The sequence below is a fragment of the Thioclava sp. GXIMD2076 genome (assembly GCF_037949795.1).
Lineage (GTDB): Bacteria > Pseudomonadota > Alphaproteobacteria > Rhodobacterales > Rhodobacteraceae > Thioclava > Thioclava kandeliae.
In genome coordinates, this window is record NZ_CP149932.1 from 832,333 (window position 1) to 851,139 (window position 18,807).

Annotated in this window: 21 protein-coding genes; 16 read left to right on the forward strand and 5 right to left on the reverse strand. The window is 59.8% G+C overall.

The window, feature by feature from the left end; genetic code table 11:
- The first annotated feature begins 9 nt into the window (after positions 1-9).
- Positions 10-267 carry a glutaredoxin 3 gene (gene grxC / locus WDB91_RS04080; protein ID WP_339113884.1) on the forward strand — a complete coding sequence of 86 codons (258 nt, stop codon included), beginning with the start codon at positions 10-12 and terminating at the stop codon, positions 265-267.
- A gap of 12 nt (positions 268-279) precedes the next feature.
- Entirely contained in the window at positions 280-735 is a 456-nt protein-coding gene (locus WDB91_RS04085) for a MarR family winged helix-turn-helix transcriptional regulator (protein ID WP_339113885.1), read from the forward strand.
- 139 nt (positions 736-874) lie between these two features.
- On the opposite strand, the gene WDB91_RS04090 is transcribed toward WDB91_RS04085, so the two are convergent.
- From WDB91_RS04090 to WDB91_RS04100, 3 genes are all read right to left on the reverse strand, one after another.
- Positions 875-1,990 carry a site-specific DNA-methyltransferase gene (locus WDB91_RS04090; protein WP_339113886.1) on the reverse strand — a complete coding sequence of 372 codons (1,116 nt, stop codon included), beginning with the start codon at positions 1,988-1,990 and terminating at the stop codon, positions 875-877.
- Positions 1,991-2,160: 170 nt separating this feature from the next.
- Positions 2,161-2,793 (reverse strand): ribonuclease HII, encoded by a 633-nt coding sequence (locus tag WDB91_RS04095; protein ID WP_339113887.1) that lies wholly within the window; start codon positions 2,791-2,793, stop codon positions 2,161-2,163.
- Between the two features lie 56 nt (positions 2,794-2,849).
- A complete protein-coding gene (locus WDB91_RS04100; RefSeq protein WP_339113888.1) occupies positions 2,850-3,347 on the reverse strand; it encodes a hypothetical protein in 498 nt (165 codons plus the stop codon).
- Between the two features lie 207 nt (positions 3,348-3,554).
- Between WDB91_RS04100 and WDB91_RS04105 the strand changes: the two genes are divergently transcribed.
- The 14 genes from WDB91_RS04105 (at position 3,555) to WDB91_RS04170 (ending at position 16,125) form a co-directional block, all read left to right on the forward strand.
- Entirely contained in the window at positions 3,555-3,839 is a 285-nt protein-coding gene (locus WDB91_RS04105) for a hypothetical protein (protein ID WP_339113889.1), read from the forward strand.
- Entirely contained in the window at positions 3,811-4,515 is a 705-nt protein-coding gene (locus WDB91_RS04110; RefSeq protein WP_339113890.1) for a hypothetical protein, read from the forward strand. The genes WDB91_RS04105 and WDB91_RS04110 overlap by 29 nt, the downstream gene beginning before the upstream one ends.
- A 98-nt stretch (positions 4,516-4,613) precedes the next feature.
- Complete coding sequence (gene nspC / locus WDB91_RS04115) at positions 4,614-5,711, forward strand: carboxynorspermidine decarboxylase (RefSeq protein WP_339113891.1); 1,098 nt, start codon at positions 4,614-4,616, stop codon at positions 5,709-5,711.
- Positions 5,712-5,760: 49 nt separating this feature from the next.
- Positions 5,761-7,005: a saccharopine dehydrogenase family protein gene (locus WDB91_RS04120; RefSeq protein WP_339113892.1), complete on the forward strand. Its 1,245-nt coding sequence runs from the start codon at positions 5,761-5,763 to the stop codon at positions 7,003-7,005.
- Positions 7,006-7,180: 175 nt separating this feature from the next.
- The gene (locus WDB91_RS04125; protein WP_339113893.1) at positions 7,181-9,280 is read left to right on the forward strand and encodes a methyl-accepting chemotaxis protein; all 2,100 of its coding nucleotides are present in this window, start codon (positions 7,181-7,183) and stop codon (positions 9,278-9,280) included.
- Positions 9,281-9,443: 163 nt separating this feature from the next.
- Positions 9,444-9,641, forward strand: coding sequence for a DUF6525 family protein (locus WDB91_RS04130; RefSeq protein WP_339114441.1), 198 nt, complete (start codon positions 9,444-9,446; stop codon positions 9,639-9,641).
- A gap of 176 nt (positions 9,642-9,817) precedes the next feature.
- Entirely contained in the window at positions 9,818-10,183 is a 366-nt protein-coding gene (gene rsfS / locus WDB91_RS04135; protein WP_339113894.1) for a ribosome silencing factor, read from the forward strand.
- Positions 10,184-10,195: 12 nt separating this feature from the next.
- Positions 10,196-10,663, forward strand: coding sequence for a 23S rRNA (pseudouridine(1915)-N(3))-methyltransferase RlmH (rlmH, locus tag WDB91_RS04140; RefSeq protein ID WP_339113895.1), 468 nt, complete (start codon positions 10,196-10,198; stop codon positions 10,661-10,663).
- A gap of 8 nt (positions 10,664-10,671) precedes the next feature.
- Positions 10,672-11,397, forward strand: coding sequence for a hypothetical protein (locus WDB91_RS04145; protein WP_339113896.1), 726 nt, complete (start codon positions 10,672-10,674; stop codon positions 11,395-11,397).
- Between the two features lie 88 nt (positions 11,398-11,485).
- Complete coding sequence (gpmI, locus tag WDB91_RS04150) at positions 11,486-13,018, forward strand: 2,3-bisphosphoglycerate-independent phosphoglycerate mutase (protein ID WP_339113897.1); 1,533 nt, start codon at positions 11,486-11,488, stop codon at positions 13,016-13,018.
- Positions 13,018-13,410 carry a hypothetical protein gene (locus tag WDB91_RS04155; RefSeq protein WP_339113898.1) on the forward strand — a complete coding sequence of 131 codons (393 nt, stop codon included), beginning with the start codon at positions 13,018-13,020 and terminating at the stop codon, positions 13,408-13,410. Before gpmI ends, WDB91_RS04155 begins: the two co-directional genes overlap by 1 nt.
- Positions 13,359-14,171 (forward strand): peptidoglycan DD-metalloendopeptidase family protein, encoded by an 813-nt coding sequence (locus tag WDB91_RS04160; protein WP_339113899.1) that lies wholly within the window; start codon positions 13,359-13,361, stop codon positions 14,169-14,171. The genes WDB91_RS04155 and WDB91_RS04160 overlap by 52 nt, the downstream gene beginning before the upstream one ends.
- Before the next feature lie 21 nt (positions 14,172-14,192).
- On the forward strand, positions 14,193-15,599 hold the full coding sequence (locus WDB91_RS04165; RefSeq protein ID WP_339113900.1) for a S41 family peptidase: 1,407 nt from the start codon (positions 14,193-14,195) through the stop codon (positions 15,597-15,599).
- Between the two features lie 46 nt (positions 15,600-15,645).
- Positions 15,646-16,125, forward strand: coding sequence for an RNA pyrophosphohydrolase (locus WDB91_RS04170; protein WP_339113901.1), 480 nt, complete (start codon positions 15,646-15,648; stop codon positions 16,123-16,125).
- Here WDB91_RS04170 and WDB91_RS04175 read toward each other — a convergent pair whose 3' ends face one another.
- Entirely contained in the window at positions 16,126-17,685 is a 1,560-nt protein-coding gene (locus WDB91_RS04175; protein ID WP_339114442.1) for an L-aspartate oxidase, read from the reverse strand.
- 2 nt (positions 17,686-17,687) lie between these two features.
- Positions 17,688-18,740: a quinolinate synthase NadA gene (nadA, locus tag WDB91_RS04180; RefSeq protein WP_339113902.1), complete on the reverse strand. Its 1,053-nt coding sequence runs from the start codon at positions 18,738-18,740 to the stop codon at positions 17,688-17,690.
- Positions 18,741-18,807: the final 67 nt, after the last annotated feature.

An 18,807-nucleotide genomic window follows, 5' to 3' on the forward strand; every position in this document is an offset into this window, starting at 1 on the left:
GGAACCGCTATGAAACGCGTCGAGATCTACACGACCCGCACCTGCCCCTTCTGTGTGGCGGCTAAACGCCTTCTGGACAAGAAGGGCGTCTCTTACGAGGAAACCGATGTGGGTGCCGATCCGGGCCTGCGTCAGGCGATGACCGCGCGTGCGGGTGGCAAACGCTCGGTGCCCCAGATCTTCATCGGCGATATCCATGTGGGCGGCTGTGACGACCTCCATGCGCTGGAGGCGAAGGGCCATCTCGACCCGATGCTGGCCGACTGAAGGTAAATGCCGGTGAGCGAGCAATTCGACCCCCTTGCAGCGGCCCTGTTTTCCGAGGTCTTCATGGCCGACCAGCTGGCGCGCAACGTGGTCAGCCGAGTGCTGCCCAAGGGCATGGAACTGTCTCATTTCTCGGTGCTCAACCATCTGGCCTATCTGGCCGAAGAGCGCACACCGGCCCAGCTTGCCGCCACCTTCCATGTGACGCGCGGCGCGATGACCAACACCCTGTCCAAACTGGTTTGGGCAGGGCATGTCCATATCCGTCCCGACTGGGATGATGCGCGGCGCAAATTCGTGTCGATCAGCCCTGCGGGGAAATCCGCCCGCGATGCCGCCTTTGCGGCACTGATGCCGGTGATCACCGATATCGTGCGCGATATCGGCCCCGAGAAAATCCGTCAGGCCCTGCCGGTGATGCGCGAGCTGCGCGCCAAACTGGAAGCCGTGGGCCAGAGCGGCAGATAATCCGATACCCGGAATCAAAAAGACCCCGCCGGCAGTCGGCGGGGCAAGGTAGCGCCCAAATGGCAGTATACATGGGCGCTGGCGGTTAACGCCCTGCCGCCCGAAAGCCGCAGGGTCTCATTCCGTCATAATGCCCAGATCAGTTGGGACGATCGCCCATCTCCGCGCGGATCTGCTGGCGCAGCGTGTCGATCGGCACCAGTTTGCCATCGCGCTTGTAATGCCAGTAGGTCCAGCCATTGCAGGAGGGCGCACCCTCGAGCTGTGCGCCGACCTGATGGATCGAGCCTTTGATATCCTTGCCGATCAGCGTCCCATCGGCGCGCACCTTGGCAGTGTAGCGGTTGCCTTGGCTCACCAGTTCCTCGCCCGGACGCAGCATGCCACGCTCCACGAGCTGGCCGAAAGGCACACGCGGTTCTGCGCGTTTGGAGGTGGTGACCTCCAGCGCCTCGGCATCGAGCTTGCGGGTGCGGGCCAGACGCTTGGTCGCCGCCTCGCGATAGCTCTCCTCGCGCTCGATCCCGATATAGTTGCGGCCCAGCATCTTGGCCACGGCGCCGGTGGTGCCTGTGCCGAAGAACGGATCGAGGATCACATCGCCCGGATTGGTGGTGGCGATGATCACGCGGTGCAGAAGCGCCTCGGGTTTCTGGGTCGGGTGGGCCTTGTTGCCCATGTCGTCTTTCAGACGCTCGCCGCCGGTGCAGATCGGGATCACCCAGTCGGAGCGCATCTGCACGCCTTCATTGAGCGCCTTGAGCGCCTCGTAATTGAAGGTCGGCTTGGCTTTCTCGGATTTCGAGGCCCAGATCAGGGTCTCATGCGCATTGGTGAAACGCTTGCCGCGGAAATTCGGCATCGGGTTCGACTTGCGCCAGACCACATCGTTCATGATCCAGAAGCCCTGGTTCTGGAGCTCGGCGCCCATGCGGAAGACGTTGTGATAGGATCCGATCACCCAGATCGCCCCGTTGGGCTTGAGGATGCGGCGTGCAGCGGCCAGCCAATCGCGGGTGAACGCATCATAAGCGGCGAAGCTGTCGAACTGGTCCCATGCGTCATCGACGGCATCGACCTTGGAATTGTCGGGGCGGTGAAGCTCGCCCTTGAGCTGGAGATTGTAAGGCGGGTCTGCAAAGATCAGATCAACGCTGTTTTCCGGAAGGGCGTTCATCTGTGCGATGCAATCACCTGCCAAGATCTGATTGAGCGGGAGATCGGCCTTGGCCGCCCGCGTACCTGCTTTTGTCATACTTGCCTCATGCCTATCCTGTCCCGTGAAAGACAGGTTACCGCCGAATTTTATCGGTCTGATTTGACTGATTTTACTGCTCTTACCATGCCGGCATTTTTGCCGATCTTGTGGGACCAAACATGGCGGAACCGGCCGAGAGCGTCAATTTCTTTAATTGCTTCCGAGGCCTATATTTTGACTTGGCACAAGATATTGTGGACGGGCTTGAAGCTTTTGCGATGGACTGGGGTCACACCAAATTCCGCAAGTGCTGCAAGATGTTGTGCCGTAGGGTAACCGGCATTCTGCTCCCAGCCATACTGCGGATACTGTTGCGCCAGCGACACCATCAGCGCATCACGTTCTTCCTTGGCGAGGATCGAGGCGGCGGCAATGGAGACAGAACGTCCATCGCCTTTCACCAAAGGCTCGGAAGCGATCTGCAGATCCTTGGGCACGCGATTCCCGTCCACCAGTGCATAGTCCGCCTGACGCGAGAGGCCCGCCACCGCCCGCACCATCGCCAGATGCGAAGCGTGGTAGATATTGAGCGCATCGATCTCTTCGACGCTGGCATGGGCGACACACCATATAGAGTGTTCCTTGATCGCCTCGACGAGGCCGGCCCGCCGTTTCGCGCTAAGCTTTTTGGAATCGTTCAACCCCTGCGGGATATACGCCGGATCAAGAATGACCGCCGCTGCCGTTACAGGGCCACACAGCGGCCCGCGTCCAACCTCGTCAACACCGGCCACGGAGTGAAAGCCGCGGGCGTGTGCCGCGGCTTCGAAAGAATAATCGGGAGTGGTTTTTGTGCTCATATCCTGTCTTGGCATAAAAGGCCGCCTCCCGACAATGATCCGTTAGCGGCGACCCCTTAGCGACGACTCATGCGGAAGCCGCGATCCTCGAGGCAGTTCTGGCCGTAAACCTGCTGGCGGCGCCCGTCCTGACGGATGTCGATCACGCAATTCTGCGGCAGGCGGCGGTCGGCGGTATGGTCGGCACAGCGCTTGTCGACAACCTCGCTCCAGCCGCGCGGGGTGCGCACCTTCGAAACGCAGGATTGCGAATAGCTCGGGCCACGATCGAAACGGCTATCGCGGCGATCATCGCGGCGGTTATCATAACGGTCACGACTGAAATGGTTATCGCGGTTGTTCTCCCAGCCATAGACGGGGCGCTTCGGCTGATGGTCTTTCTTCTTGTCATCCTTGTCGTTCATCTTGTCGATCAGCACGGCGGCCGCGCCGATTCCGATAAGGATGCCGAGCGCCTTCTTCTGGTCGGCATCCATGGCGGCCGCGGGCGAGACGGCAGTGAGGCTGAGGGCCAGCGCGGTGGTGGCGGCGATGATGCGGGTCGCGAGGGACATGATCGAACTCCTGATAAAGAGGCTTCGGAAGGACCCCGAAGCGGATGGGACCAGATGCCCCTCTGGCTGCAAGACAGGCAATATCAGCCCCCTGTCATCGGATAACATAGGCAGAATGGCGCGGATCGGGCCTCTGTCATCGGATAACGTCCGCGCAAAAAGCCTTTGCTATTGAATGGCAAAGCACAGTTGCGCAAGATCCGGCCTATGAAACATCTCTTTCTGATCCTCGCGCTCATATGCGCTATAGCAGCACCGGCGCAGGCGGACTGTTATGCCGATTACAAGGCCAAGCAGGACGATCCCTTGCGGCTGCATTACGGGGTTGCGAAACTCCCTGACACTGCCTGCAGCCGTGACGCGGCGCGGGCCGAGCTGGCTCCGCGCCTCAAGCGTGGCGGCTGGACGCTTTTGAATATCGTCTCCACCTTCGGGGACGAGGGGTTGGAAAAAAGGAAGCAAAGTGCGGGAAGCTATTTCCTCCGTTACTGAAGGGCTCAGGGCGGGCCAGCGCGCGCTGGTCTGGGGTGTCGTGGCGATCACCGCGATTCTGGGTCTGGCGGCGGCGTTGCTGTTTCTGGCGCTGCCGGATGCGGATGCCTTCAACACGCGGGTCGAGCAGATTTTTGTTGCCAATGACGCACTGACCCAACCCACCCAGCTGCGGCTTCTGGAGGTGCTGGCGCAATCGGGCACCGCATTTTCCGAAGTGCTGCAAAGCTACCGAATGATCATTTTCATCCTTCTGGTCTTTGCCACAGCGCTTCTGGTCGTGGCGCTGGTCTTTCTGATCATGATCATCGCCCAGAACAAGCGCATGGCCGAGATCAGCCGTCAGGGGATCGAGGTGCAATCGCTACGCATCCTGCGAGCGGAAAACATGGTGATGCTCAATGATATGGGATTCACCCTCACTCCCGCCGCGATCGAGACGCTGGCCGTGCTGGCCGAGGCGCGGCTGGATGACGACATCCTGACAGGCACCCAGATCGAGGCGATGATTACCGGCAAGCCCGAAACCGATTGCGAGGAATCCGCCGGCGCCACGCGGATCAAGCGCCTGCGCGACAGTCTGGGCAACCAGCTGGTGGCCGAGCTATTGGTGCGCAATATCGCCCGCAAGGGGTATACGCTGGCGGTCGAGCCTGCCCGCCTGAGGGTCGATTAGGGCGCTGCTTCGGTGCCTTCGTTACAAAGGCTTCGCTTGCGGGCGGGTCGCATCGGCCCTATATGGCCAAACGACTGTCCCGTAGCCGGAGATGCCCTATGCAAACGCCTTTCTATCTGCTTGATCGCGCGAAGCTGGTCCAGAACATGGAAAAGGTTGCCCGCCTGAGGGAGCTGTCGGGCGCCAAGGCGCTTCTGGCGCTCAAGTGCTTTGCCACCTGGTCGGTCTTCGACACGATGCGCGACCATATGGATGGCACGACGTCCTCCTCGCTTTACGAGCTGCATCTGGGGCACGAGAAATTCGGCAAGGAAACCCATGCCTATTCCGTGGCTTGGGCCGATCACGAGATCGACGAGGCGATTTCCTATGCCGACAAGATCATTTTCAACTCACTGAGCCAGCTCGACCGCTTTGCCGCCAAGGCGCAGGCCAAGGGCATCCAGTCCGGTCTGCGGCTGAATCCGCGGTTTTCGACCTCGGGATTCGATCTTGCGGACCCCGCACGGCAGTTCTCGCGCCTGGGCGAATGGGATCTGGAGCGGCTGGAAAGCGCGCTTGACCGAATTTCCGGCGTGATGATCCATTACAATTGCGAAAACGGCGATTTCGACCTTTTCGACCGCCAGCTGACGCGGATCGAGACCGAATTCGGCTCCTTCCTGAAAAAGCTTGATTGGGTCAGCCTTGGCGGTGGCATCCATTTCACCGGCGAGGGCTATCCGCTTGAAAAGCTGGCCGCGCGTCTGAAGGCGTTTTCCGAAAACCTCAGCGTGCAAGTCTATCTCGAGCCGGGCGAGGCGTCGATCACCAAGACCGCAAGCCTTGAAGTGACGGTGCTGGACATTGTCGATAACGGCAAGAAGGTCGCCATTGTCGACAGCTCGATCGAGGCGCATATGCTGGACCTGCTGATCTATCGCGAAACGGCGAAACTGCCGCAGGGCGGCACGCATGACTATCAGATCGCGGGCAAGACCTGCCTGGCCGGCGATATCTTTGGCGATGCGCGTTTTGACAAGCCGCTGGAAATTGGCGACCGTATCAGCATTGCCGATGCGGCAGGCTATACGATGGTCAAGAAGAACTGGTTCAACGGTGTGGCCATGCCCGCCATTGCCATCCGCGAAGAGGACGGCTCCATCACGCCGGTCCGTGAATTCACCTACGAAGACTACCGGTCTTCGTTGTCCTGAGGGTTAAAAGCCCCCTTCCCCTGTCCAAGAGAAAAAGGAGACAGCCGAAGTGAAAAAGAACGTGCTCATCATCGGTGCCGGTGGCGTGGCGCAGGTCGTGGCGCATAAATGCGCCCAGAACAACGATGTTTTCGGAGATCTGCATATCGCATCGCGCACCAAGTCGAAATGCGACGCGATCGTTGCCAGCGTTCGCGAGAAGAACGCGATGAAGCTCGACGGCACGTTCGGCACCCATGAGGTCAATGCGCGCGATACCGCCGCCGTGGCCGAGCTGATCCGCAAGGTGGATGCGCAGATCGTTATCAATGTGGGCTCCGCCTTCGTGAATATGTATGTGCTCGATGCCTGCATCGAGACCGGTGCCGCCTATATCGACACCGCCATCCATGAAGAACCCGAGAAGATCTGCGAAACCCCGCCGTGGTATGCCAATTACGAGTGGAAGCGCCGCGACGCCTGCACCGAAAAAGGCATCACCGCCATTCTGGGCGCAGGTTTCGACCCGGGTGTTGTGAATGCCTTTGCGCGGTTTGCCATCGACCAGATGGACGAGGTGAAATCGATCGATATCGTCGATATCAACGCGGGCTCGCATGGCAAATATTTCGCGACCAATTTCGACCCCGAGATCAATTTCCGCGAATTTACCGGCACCGTCTATTACTGGGAAGACCAGAAATGGAAGGAAACCTCGATGTTTGCCTCCGGCAAGACGTGGGATCTTCCGGTGGTCGGTCCGTCCAAGGCCTATCAGTCGGGTCATGACGAGGTGCACTCGCTGGCGACTAACTATCCGCAGGCCGATGTGCGCTTTTGGATGGGCTTCGGCGACCACTATATCAATGTCTTCACGGTTCTGAACTCGCTGGGTCTCTTGTCCGAACAGCCGGTGAAAACCGCCGAAGGTCAGGACGTCGTGCCGCTGAAACTGGTGAAGGCCGTGCTGCCCGATCCGTCGTCGCTGGCACCCGACTATACCGGCAAGACCTGCATCGGCGATCTGGTAAAGGGCACGAAAGACGGCAAGGATGTGGAGCTGTTCGTCTATAACGTCGCCGATCACAAGGAAGCCTATGAGGAAGTGGGCTCGCAGGGCATCTCCTATACCGCGGGTGTGCCGCCAGTGGCGGCCGCTATGCTGGTCGCCTCGGGTGAATGGGATGCCAAGACGATGAAGAACGTCGAGGAGCTGGATCCCAAACCCTTCTTCACGATCCTCGACCGGATCGGTCTGCCGACCCGCGTGCAGATCGGCGGTATCGGTGGCGAGGACAAAGCGTGGAACGCGTGAGTCTCGCTCTTTAAGTGTATTCTGGAAACCCGCCTCTCTCAGGGCGGGTTTTTCTCTTGAAAACTGCCAGAACATATAAAGAAAATACAGGTTTGATCACTTATTCCCCAGAGCGGAAAGGAAGGATTCATATCTGAGCATTAAGACTACTCCCGACGATTTCAGGAGTGTTGTCATGACGTTTGTTTCGAATCTGCGAATCTCGACGCGGATTTATTCGATTATTGGGTTCTCCGTCCTGACGAGTCTGGCCATCGCCGTGACGATGTTCAGCTTCATGGTCAGCAATACCTATGACATGCGTGAGGCCCATCTGCGCGATGTCGTGGATAGCAGTGTCAGCCAGCTTGCCGCATTGCAGACCGAGGTCACCGCCGGAAAACGGACGCTTGAAGAGGCCAAGACTGAGGGCGCGCGTATCTTGAATGCAGCGCGTTACGACGATGGCAACTATCTGTTCGCGTTCAGCAAGGACCTGAAACTCGTCGCGCATGGACGCGACCCGCAACGTGCAGGCGAGGACCAGAGCCAGTTCAAGGATCCGAACGGCGTGTTTGTCTACCGCGATCTGGGTAAGCTCGCCGCAGAGGGTGGTGGCCTGCTACATTACAGCTCCAAACGGACTGGCGGCGATGGTGCGGACGAACAGATCCCGAAAATCAGCTATTCCCGTGCTTTCGAGCCTTGGGGTTGGGTCGTCGCGACAGGCTCCTACATCGCGGATATTCAGGCGCAGATTGCGCAGATCCGCAACATCGCGGCCGCAATTTTCATTGCCGGTTTCCTTCTTGTCGGAGCGGTCTGCTGGCTTATCGCGCGGTCCATTACGTCCCCGATCCGTGGCCTCAAGGAGCGTATGGGCGCCCTGTCCGATGGTGACGTCGATAATGCCATTCCCTTTACCCATCAGAAAGACGAAATCGGAGAGATGGCCCGGGCTGTCGAAACCTTCCAGCTTTCCATCCGCCGTGGCGCGGAGATGGAGGAAGAGGCCAACCGACAGAAAGCCGAACAGGAAGCGGTGAAGGCTCAGGCCGAAGCCGACCGCCGTGCTCATGAACAGGAAGCCATCGAAGCCGAACGCCGCGAGATGGAGCGCAAAGCTGCTGATCAAGCCGAGCGCGAACGCATGCGGGCCGAAACCGAAGCCGAGCGTGAAGCCCATGCCGAGAAGCAACGCAAGGTCGTGTCCGAACTGGCAATCGCCCTTACTGCGTTGGCTGAAGGGGATCTGACCCAACGCATCGACACCGTATTCCCCTCCGAATATGAGGCCCTCCGCAACGACTTCAACCGGACAGTGACGAAACTGGAAGGTCTGATTGGAACGATTAGTGCAACAGCGGCAGTGATCGAGCGCCAGGGCCATGATATCACGGTTTCCTCGGAAGATGTTGCCCGTAAAACCGAAACCACGGCAGCAACGCTGGAAGAAACCGCTGCAGCCCTGCAGGAGCTGACATCTTCGGTGCAGCAGGCGGCTCAGGGTGCCAATGAGGCGGACAAGGTCGTGCAGGAAGCACGCGGCGAGGCCGAACGCAGTGGGGACGTGGTTTCACAGGCCGTAGATGCCATGCAACAGATCCAGGACAGCTCGAGCCGGATTTCCCGCATCATCGATGTCATCGACGATATCGCCTTCCAGACCAACCTTCTGGCACTTAATGCCGGTGTCGAAGCTGCCCGCGCGGGCGAAGCGGGACGTGGTTTCGCAGTCGTGGCCTCCGAAGTGCGGGCACTGGCCCAGCGATCCTCCGAGGCAGCGCGTGAGATCAACACCCTGATTTCCGAAAGTGGCGATCATGTGTCAAAGGGTGCTACCATGGTGAACGAAGCAGGGAGTGCATTACAGCGCATCGCCGCCTCTGTGTCGCGGATCTCGCATCACGTCTCCGATATTGCCCGTTCCGCGACCGAGCAATCCTCTGGAGTGACCGAGATCAATAACTCTGTGGCCCATCTTGATGCCAATAGCCAACAGAATACTGCCCTGTTCCAGGATACCCTGATGGCCAGCAAAGAGCTAACCGCAGCAGCCGTGGATCTGCGCAGCTCGACGGCACAATTCAAATTGCGATCCACGACTGCAAGTAGCACCGATCGCAGTGGTTCTTGGAAAAGCGCGCCGGCTGCGCCAAAACCCGCGTCCAAGCCCGCTGCCCCGCCGCGCGCCCAAAAGCCGATGGCACCTCCGGCACCCAAACCCCAACCGGCGCCCGTGACCAAGAAGCAGGTGAACGGACCGGATTTAAATGACGATTGGGAAGATTTCTAAGGCCGATACTAACCGAAGCCGCCCTCAGGGCGGCTTCATTCTGGTCTCTCGACACCAGATTTCAAGCCGATTATAGATATGATATATCATTACTAAAATGGGCTTGAAAATGGCAGGAAACCTGGGATCGACAAAGCTTAAAAGGCCGAACAAATCCAACGCGATGCAGAATTATGACGCCCTACCCGCCGCTTTGCGGCGATGGGTTGCACAAGCGGCTTTACCGTGGTCTGCCAAATCCTGCCACAAGATCTGGTCACGCAGTCATGCACGCGGAGAAACGCTTCAGAATATTCTCATTCGGCTTGATCGCGCCGAGCAGCGCGCACTGGCACGGGATCGCCGCCTACGGCAGATTTGAGCCTGTTTTGCTTGTAGTAAGGAATTTGCGCCTACCAAAGTTGAGATTTCTATCCGCAGATGCTATTTTGACAATATGCCTAGCGTCGGGGCTTGGACGGCGTGCAACTTTCGGAGGACTATGTCCTGTCTCATCCTGAACTCGCAGCGGTCGACACCGGTGCAATGGTGGTGCCTATGACTGCTGATACCGTGGCCAATACCAACCTGAAAAGCGATCAAATCCTTCAATGCGTCCTGACCTCGCTCGACGATGACAAGGCTGAGGAAGTCGTCACGATCAGCCTAGCAGGCCGTTCGTCGATTTCGGACCATATGGTGATTTGCTCGGGCCGTTCCAGCCGTCAGGTCGGCGCTATTGCGGAAAAGCTGAGCGAGCGCCTGAAAGAAGAATTCGGCGTTTTCTGCAAGATCGAAGGCAAGGATGCGGGCGACTGGGTTCTGGTCGATGCGGGCGATGTGATCGTGCATGTCTTCCGTCCCGAGGTGCGAGAGTTCTACCAGCTCGAAAAAATGTGGGTGCCGACCAGCGACGCCAGCTGATCCGGTAACATCATGAAACTGACTGTTCTTGCAGTGGGCCGGCTTCGTAAAAGCCCCGAGCTGACACTGATTACGGACTATCTCGACCGTTTCAACAAAGCGGGCCGTAGCCTCGGGTTAGGGTCCGCTTCTGTCGTTGAGGTTGAAGACAAGCGCAATCTGGGCATGGCCGAGGAAGCCAAACTGCTGGAGCGGGCCATTCCCGATGGCGCCGCCATCGTCACGTTGGACGAACGTGGGCAGATCATCTCTTCTCCCGACTTCGCCGATAAGCTCGGGAATTGGCGCGATCAGGCCCGCGATGTCTGCTTCATCATCGGTGGCGCCGACGGGATCGACCCATCGCTCCGGCAGCGCGCGGACTTCTCGATCAGCTTCGGACAGATGGTCTGGCCCCATATGCTGGTGCGCGTCATGCTGACCGAGCAGATCTATCGTGCGGGCCAGATTCTGGCAGGCACCCCCTATCATCGCGCCTGATCAGACAGATGGCGGGCGATCCCGAGTTCCAGACGATTTCGGACAAGGCGCTCTCGCCGCGCGGCATGGCGCTTCTGGGCTATCAGCGCACCAAGCATATCTCGAAACAAGCACAGAAGGCTTGGGCTGAAGGAAATCCTACGCCCCTGATCCTAGAGACCTCCGCCAATCGCCGCGAAATTTTCGAAGCGATCTTGGCCGAGATCAAAGCGGATTACGATCCGCTTTCCGAAGCGCTTGCCAAGGCCGAGATCGTCCCGAAATCCATCATCGATATCGGATGCGGGCAGGCGCTGGGGGATCTGTTCTTCCTGATCGAATTCGATCCCGCTTTCATTCTGGTCGATATCGAGGAAACCCGTGAGCAGTATCACTTCTGGGCCGAAAGCGGTGCGGGCTATGCCTCGCTTGCAGAAGCCTCCGGCCTTCTTCGGGAAAACGGTGCACGGCTGGTGCGCGCTATCAACCCGCGCAAAACGCCCGAGCAACTTGCAGGCCTCCATGCTGATCTTGTAATATCAACTATATCTTGTGGGTTCCACTACCCTATTACGCCTTATATTGACTTATTCCAAAATACATTGCGGAAGGGCGGCGCGATCATTCTCGACTTGCGCCGGTCTTATGCAGATGCGCCCGACAAAGCGTTGGAGACCCTGTTCGAGATGTCTCTGCTGACCGAAATCCCCTGCTCCGAGCCAAAATCCGCGCGGCTGCTTTTTACCCCTGCCTGACGCGACAATATGAATGATCCGCATCGATAAACTTGCCGCATGGCGGTAGAACGCTTATGCAGAACCTGCTGATTTGAAAGAGGCCGCCATGACCCATCCCAAACCCGTTGTTCTTTGCATTCTTGACGGTTGGGGCGAACGCGCCGAGACGACCGGTAACGCTCCTGCCCTTGCCAAGACCCCGAATATCGACCGGATCTGGGCGGAGAGCCCGAAATCGACGCTGATCACCTTCGGTCCCGATGTCGGCCTACCGACCGGCCAGATGGGTAATTCGGAAGTGGGGCATACCAATATCGGCGCGGGTCGTGTGGTGGCAATGGATCTGGGCCAGATCGATCTGGCGATCGAGGACGGGTCTTTCTTCAAGAATGAGGCGCTTCTGGATTTCACCCAGAAGATGAAGGCCTCGGGCGGGAGCGCGCATCTGTTCGGCGTGGTATCCGATGGCGGTGTGCATGGCCATATCGAGCATGTGCTGGCAGGCTGCCGCGCATTGACCGAGGCGGGCGTGCCGGTTGTGCTCCATGCGATCACCGATGGCCGCGATGTCGCTCCCGACAGCGCCGCACGGTTCATGGATGACCTGATGGACCGCCTTCCCGAAGGTGCCACCGTGGGTACCGTGATCGGCCGTTATTGGGCGATGGACCGCGATAACCGCTGGGAGCGCGTGGGCCGTGCCTATGACGCGATCACTAAAGCTTCGGGCGATGTGTCCCATGCCGAGACGCCGCAGGCGGCAGTCAAACAGAGCTATGACGCGGGCAAGATGGATGAATTCATCGCGCCGACCGTCATTGGCGATTACAAGGGCACAAAATCCGGCGACGGGTTCTTCTGCCTGAACTTCCGCGCCGACCGCGCACGCGAGATCCTGAAGGCGCTGGCCGAACCCGAGTTTGCGGAAGAAGGCATCGATACCTCGGCACGTCCCGAATGGGCGGCCCTGCTGGGCATGGTGGAGTATTCGGATAGCCATAACGCCTATATGACCACCGCCTATCCAAAGGCGAAGATCGTCAATACGCTGGGCGAATGGGTCTCGAAACAGGGCAAGACGCAGTTCCATCTGGCCGAGACCGAGAAATATCCGCATGTGACCTTCTTCCTCAATGGCGGCAAGGAAGAGCCGTGGGAGGGTGAGGACCGCTTCATGCCGAAATCGCCGAAAGTGGCGACCTATGACCTGCAGCCCGAGATGTCCGCCCCCGAGGTGACCGACAAATTCGTGGAAGCCATCGAGAAGGGCTATGACCTGATCGTGGTGAATTATGCCAATGGCGATATGGTGGGCCATACCGGCTCGCTCGAGGCGGCGATGGCGGCCTGCGAGGAGATCGACCGCGATATCGGGCGCGTGCGCGAGGCGCTCGAAAAGGCGGGTGGCGCGATGATCATCACCGCCGATCACGGCAATTGCGAGACGATGATCGACCCCGAAACCGGCGGTCCGCATACCGCGCACACCACCAATCTGGTGCCGGTGGCACTGGTGGGCGGGCCGGAAGGTGCCAAGCTGCATGAAGGCCGTCTGGCCGATCTGGCGCCAACGCTGCTGGGCCTGATGGGTCTGCCTGTGCCGGAAGAGATGACCGGCCAGAGCCTGATCGACCTCTGATGAAGTTCGGCTTCCGGTTTCTTGCCACGGTTCTTCTGTCCGGCCTCCTGTCTCAGGGGGCCGGTGCCGCGACCAATCCGGCGATGGATAATGCGTTGCAGGCGGCTGAAAACCTGCGCGGCGCGATTGCGGCGATGGATGGGGCAAAGACCAAAGCCGAGCGGATCGAGAGCCTGACCGCCACGATCAATGCCTATGAGCACGGGTTGAGCGCGCTGCGCGACGGGCTCAGGCGGCTGGCGATCCGCGAGGCGGAGATCAAGCAGAGCTTCGATGGCAAGCGCGACGAGATCGGCAGGCTGCTGGGTGTGATGACCACGATGCAGCAGACCGACGGCCGATGCTTCTGTTACACCCGTCAGGACCGGTGGGCACCGCGCGGTCGGGGATGATCCTCGGTGCGGTGACACCGGCCTTGCAGGAACAGGCCAAGGATCTCTCGGTAAAGCTCAACGAGATCAAGCAGATGCGCGATATCCAGCAGGGCGCGATCGACGTGCTGGCCAAAGGCATGGAGTCGGTCCAGACCGCCCGCACCCAGCTGGCCGAGGCGATTGCCAAGCGCGAGGCCCTGCCCGGTCGTTATCTGGAAACGCCCGAGGACCTGCAGCAGCTGGTGCAGAGCGCCGATACGCTGGAAAGCTTTGCCAGCGGCATTCTCGATCTGGATAGCGATATCGGTGCGCCGATGACCAATTTCCAGTCGGCGATGGGCACCCTACCGCTACCGGTGATCGGGTCGGTCCTGCGCAAGTATAACGAGGCCGATGCCGCAGGCATCCGTCGCGCCGGGTGGGTGATCGCCACCGCCCCATCGGCGCTGGTTACCGCGCCCTGGCCCGCAACTATTCGTTACCTCGGCCCACTTCTCGACTACGGAAATGTGATGGTGATCGAACCATCCGACGGATATCTTTTGGTTCTGGCGGGCCTTGGAACCGTGTATGGAGAAACGGGTGACGTTGTGCCGCAAGGCGGTGCATTGGGCATGATGGGTGGCAAAGAGCCAAGCGCCCGTGAATTCGGTGTCGATTTTGTCGACAGCGCCGTCAAAGGCAGTAGCGCCGACCGAACGGAAACGCTTTATATGGAATTACGCAAGGGCGATGAGCCGATTGATCCTGCTGATTGGTTTGTTCATGGTTCGAAATGACAGGACGGGATTGAGGTTAGGATGAGAAAACTGGTCATGGCGGCTCTGGGCGGAACGGTCGCAGGGGTCCTGCTCTCCACGCAGATTGCCGCGCCCCTGATGGCGCAGGAAGCGGATGACTCGGCCGCCACTTACGAGCAACTGGACCTGTTCGGCGATATTTTCGACCGTATCCGCAAGGACTATGTCGAGAAGGTCGACTCCAAGAAGCTGATCGAAGCGGCCATCAACGGCATGCTCAGCTCGCTTGATCCGCACTCGAGCTATATGCCGCCCGATGATTATCAGGATATGCAGGTCCAGACCCGCGGCAGCTTCGGCGGTCTCGGGATCGAGGTCACGCAGGAAGATGGCTTCGTGAAGGTCGTCTCGCCGATGGATGGCACGCCTGCGGCCGAAGCGGGCCTGAAGACCGGCGATTTCATCACCCATGTCAATGGCGAGAGCCTGCTTGGCCTGACGCTCGATCAGGCGGTTGACCTGATGCGCGGCCCCGTCGGTTCCGAGATCACCGTGACCATCGCGCGCAAGGGCGAGCAGGACCCCTTCGATGTGACGATGACCCGCGACACCATCAAAATGGCGGCCGTGAAAGGACGTCTGGAAGGCTCGACCGTAGTTCTGCGGATCTCGACCTTCAACGACCAGACCTATCCGAACCTCAAAGACCAGCTCGACAAGATGGTCGAGGAAGCTGGCGGTATGGACAAGGTCTCGGGCTTCGTGCTGGATCTGCGCAACAACCCGGGTGGTCTGCTGACGCAGGCGATCAAGGTGTCTGACGCGTTCATCGACAAGGGCGAAATCGTTTCGACCCGTGGCCGTAACCCCGAGGATAGCGAGCGCTTCAACGCCACGCCGGGCGATCTGGCTGATGGCAAGCCGATCGTGATCCTGATCAATGGCGGCTCGGCCTCTGCTTCCGAGATTGTGACCGGTGCGCTTCAGGACCACCGCCGTGCCATCGTGGTGGGCGAGAAGAGCTTCGGCAAGGGCTCGGTCCAGACCGTCATGCCGATCAAGAATGAAGGCGCGATGCGTCTGACCACCGCGCGCTATTACACGCCATCGGGGCGCTCTATCCAGTCGCTGGGCATTGCGCCCGATATCGTCGTGGCACAGCCCACGCCGGTCGCGAATGCGGATGATGAGGCCAATACCGACAGCAACCAGATGCGGTCGGAAGCGGATCTGCGCGGCGTGCTGAGCAATGACTCGATGACCGATGACGAGAAGAAGCAGGCCGAGGAAGAGATGAAGCGGGCCGAGGATGCGGCGGAGCTGCGCAAGGAAGACTACCAGCTTGCCTACGCCATCGACATTCTCAAGGGTCTGAGCGCCATCGCACCGGAAGTGGCAACCAAAGCCGCCGAAGATGCGACCGAGGCGCCGGCCGCAACACCCGAAAAGGCCGATGCCAAAAAATGACCAATCGGGGCCCTGCGGGGCCCCTTTTCTTTCAAGGACGACGGATATGCAGGATTATAGCACTCTCCCCTATCGCCCCTGTGTCGGCATCGTGCTGATCAATAAGGACGGGTTGATCTGGGCGGGCAAGCGCATCGATAGCAAGGCAGACGCATGGCAGATGCCGCAAGGCGGTATCGACGATGGCGAGAAACCCAAGGAAGCCGGTCTGCGCGAGCTCTGGGAAGAGACCGGCGTAACGGCGGATCTGGTCGAGAAGCTGGCCAAGACCGAAGACTGGGTGACCTATGACTTGCCCGAAGAACTGTTGGGCAAAGCATGGGGCGGTAAATATCGCGGCCAGAAACAGAAATGGTTCGCCTTCCGCTATCTGGGCGACGATAGCGTCTTCAACATCGCAACCGAACATCCCGAATTCTCGGAATGGGGCTGGAAAAGCTCGGCCGAGCTGATCGCCTCGATCGTGCCGTTCAAACGCGGGGTCTATGAGGCCGTGCTGGGCGAGTTCAAATATCTCGTGAAATGATCACGCGGGTTGCTGCGCGAGGGTGATTGCATCGCGCAGCGCCTCCGCTTGGGCAAGCGTCATCAGACTGCGATTGGCCTGCGCCGGATCGGGCTGCGGGTAATCCGCGCGGAAATGCCCGCCACGGCTCTCGCGGCGCCCGTGAGCGGCACAGGCGATCAGGGTTGCCGTGGCCAGCATATTGCGCAAAGCGGTATTCTCTTCTCCCTGCGAGAGCATCTGAAGCGTCCTGATTGTCGCCTCTAGCCCCTCGCGGTTCCGCACGACCCCTACCCCATCGGTCATTGCCTGCCGCAATCGGGCGATTTTCGCCATATCGGGCTGGCTGCCGCCTTGCGGAAACTCGAGCACCAGCTCCGGCGCGGAGCGGGCAGAGAGCCCTTCTACGATATCATCGGCACAGATCCGGCCGTAGACGAGCGCCTCCAGAAGCCCGTTCGAGGCCAGACGGTTGGCACCATGTAAACCGGTGGAAGAAGCCTCGCCGCAGACCCAGAGCCCGTCAAGGCTACTGCGCCCCTGCGCATCGACCGCAATCCCGCCCATATGGTAATGGGCGGCCGGTGCCACCGGAATGGGCTGCACTGCAGGATCGATCCCCGCCGCCATACAGGCCTGCGCCACAGCCGGAAACCGCGCATGGATCTCGGCGCCCAGCACCTGCCGCGTGTCCAGAACGGGCACGCGCCCTGCCTGATATTCACGGTAGACGGCCCGCGCCACGATATCGCGCGGTGCAAGCTCGGCATCGGGATGTTCACCCAGCATGAAGCGCTGACCGAGCGAATTCACAAGGATTGCGCCTTCGCCGCGCAGGGCCTCGGTTGCCAGCGGCGCAGGGTCCAGCCCGACCGCGATGGCGGTAGGATGGAACTGCACGAATTCGGCATCGGCAATCACCGCCCCTGCCCGCGCGGCCATGCCGATCACCTGCCCTCGGATTCGTGCCGGATTGGTGGTGACCGCGTAAAGACCGCCGGAACCTCCCCCTGCCAGCAGGGTCGCAGGCGCATGGATAGCGAGGCTCCCCGAAGGCTGGTCCGCGCGGGTCAGGCGCACCCCCGTTACCCGCTTCCCCGTCGTCAGAAGATCGACTGCCATCACACCTTCAAGCACCTGAATCGACGGCGTGGCGCGCACCTTGGCAATCAGGCTCTGCATTATTTCGCGCCCTGCCTGATCGCCTTTCACGCGCACCACGCGCGCCGCCGAATGGGCCGCCTCGCGCGACATGACATAGCCGCCCTGTGCGTCGCGGTCGAAGGGCGCACCGATATCGGTCAGCTGGAGGATATGACGCGCGGCTTCTGCCGTCACCATGTTCGCGATCTCGGGCAAGACGGTCCCTGCCCCAGCGATTTCAGTATCGCGGGCATGGGCTTCAGGGCTGTCGGAGGCATCCATCGCCGCCGCAACTCCACCTTGTGCCCAAGCGGAAGATGCCCCCTCGCCCAATTTTTCGGGCGAAATCAACACCACCGGCTGCGGTGCCAAACGCAAGGCCGCATAAAGCGCGCCAAGCCCCGCACCGACGATCACGACGCGGTCCGTCCGATGGATGGTCACTTCGTGACAGCCCTGGACAGCTCGATCATCCGCTCGACTGCGATGCGCGCCTTACCGGCCACCAGCGGATCGACCTCGACCGCCTCGCTGCCCGTATGCAGAGCCCAGAGAATTTTCTCTAGCGTGATCTTCTTCATATAGGGGCACATATTGCACGGGCCGGTAAATTCGATCTCGGGCAGGGCATCCGATATATTGGATGCCATCGAGCATTCGGTCACCAGCATTGCCTTGGCCGGCTTATGGGTGGTGACATAGTCGATGATCCCGCTGGTCGAACCGGAATAATCGCAAGCATCGACCACGTCAGGCGGGCATTCAGGATGCGCGATGATCGTGGTGTCGGGATTCATAGCGCGGAATTCATTGATATCTTCCGGTGTATATTGCTCGTGCACGATGCAGGAGCCCTCCCACCAGACGATATTTTTCTGCGGCACCATATTGGCCACGTTCTGCGCCAGATACTGATCCGGCGTCATGATGATCGTGTCTCCAGGAAGAGCTGCCACGATCTGCGCGGCATTGGATGAAGTGCAGCAGATATCGGAGGCGGCCTTCACCTCGGCGGTGGTGTTCACATAGGACACGACAGGCGCACCCGGATATTTTGCGCGCATCTGCGCGATACCGTCGGCAGTAATGCTTTCCGCCAGCGAACAGCCCGCCTCGACATCGGGGATCAGCACGGTCTTGGCCGGATTGAGGATCTTCGAGGTTTCGGCCATGAAATGCACGCCGCACTGGACAATGATCTCAGCCTCGACCTTGGTGGCCTCGATGGCCAGTTGCAGGCTGTCACCCACAACATCTGCCACTCCGTGATAGATCTCCGGCGTCATATAGTTATGCGCCAGAATGACCGCATTTTTCTCGGCTTTCAGCTTGTTGATCGCGGCGATATAGGGCGCGTAGCGCACGAAATCCGGAAACGGGATCACCCGATCCATCTTCGCGTGAATATCGGACATGGATTGCGCCAGCTCGACCGAGGGTGTCAGATCGTAAACCTCGGCAAGCTGCGCGCGCATCGCGGTAAAATCAAGCATGGCTTCCTCCCAGACCCCTCACTCGGGCTGGGCTTTACGCTATTTCCTCTCTGAATTGAACGAAAAA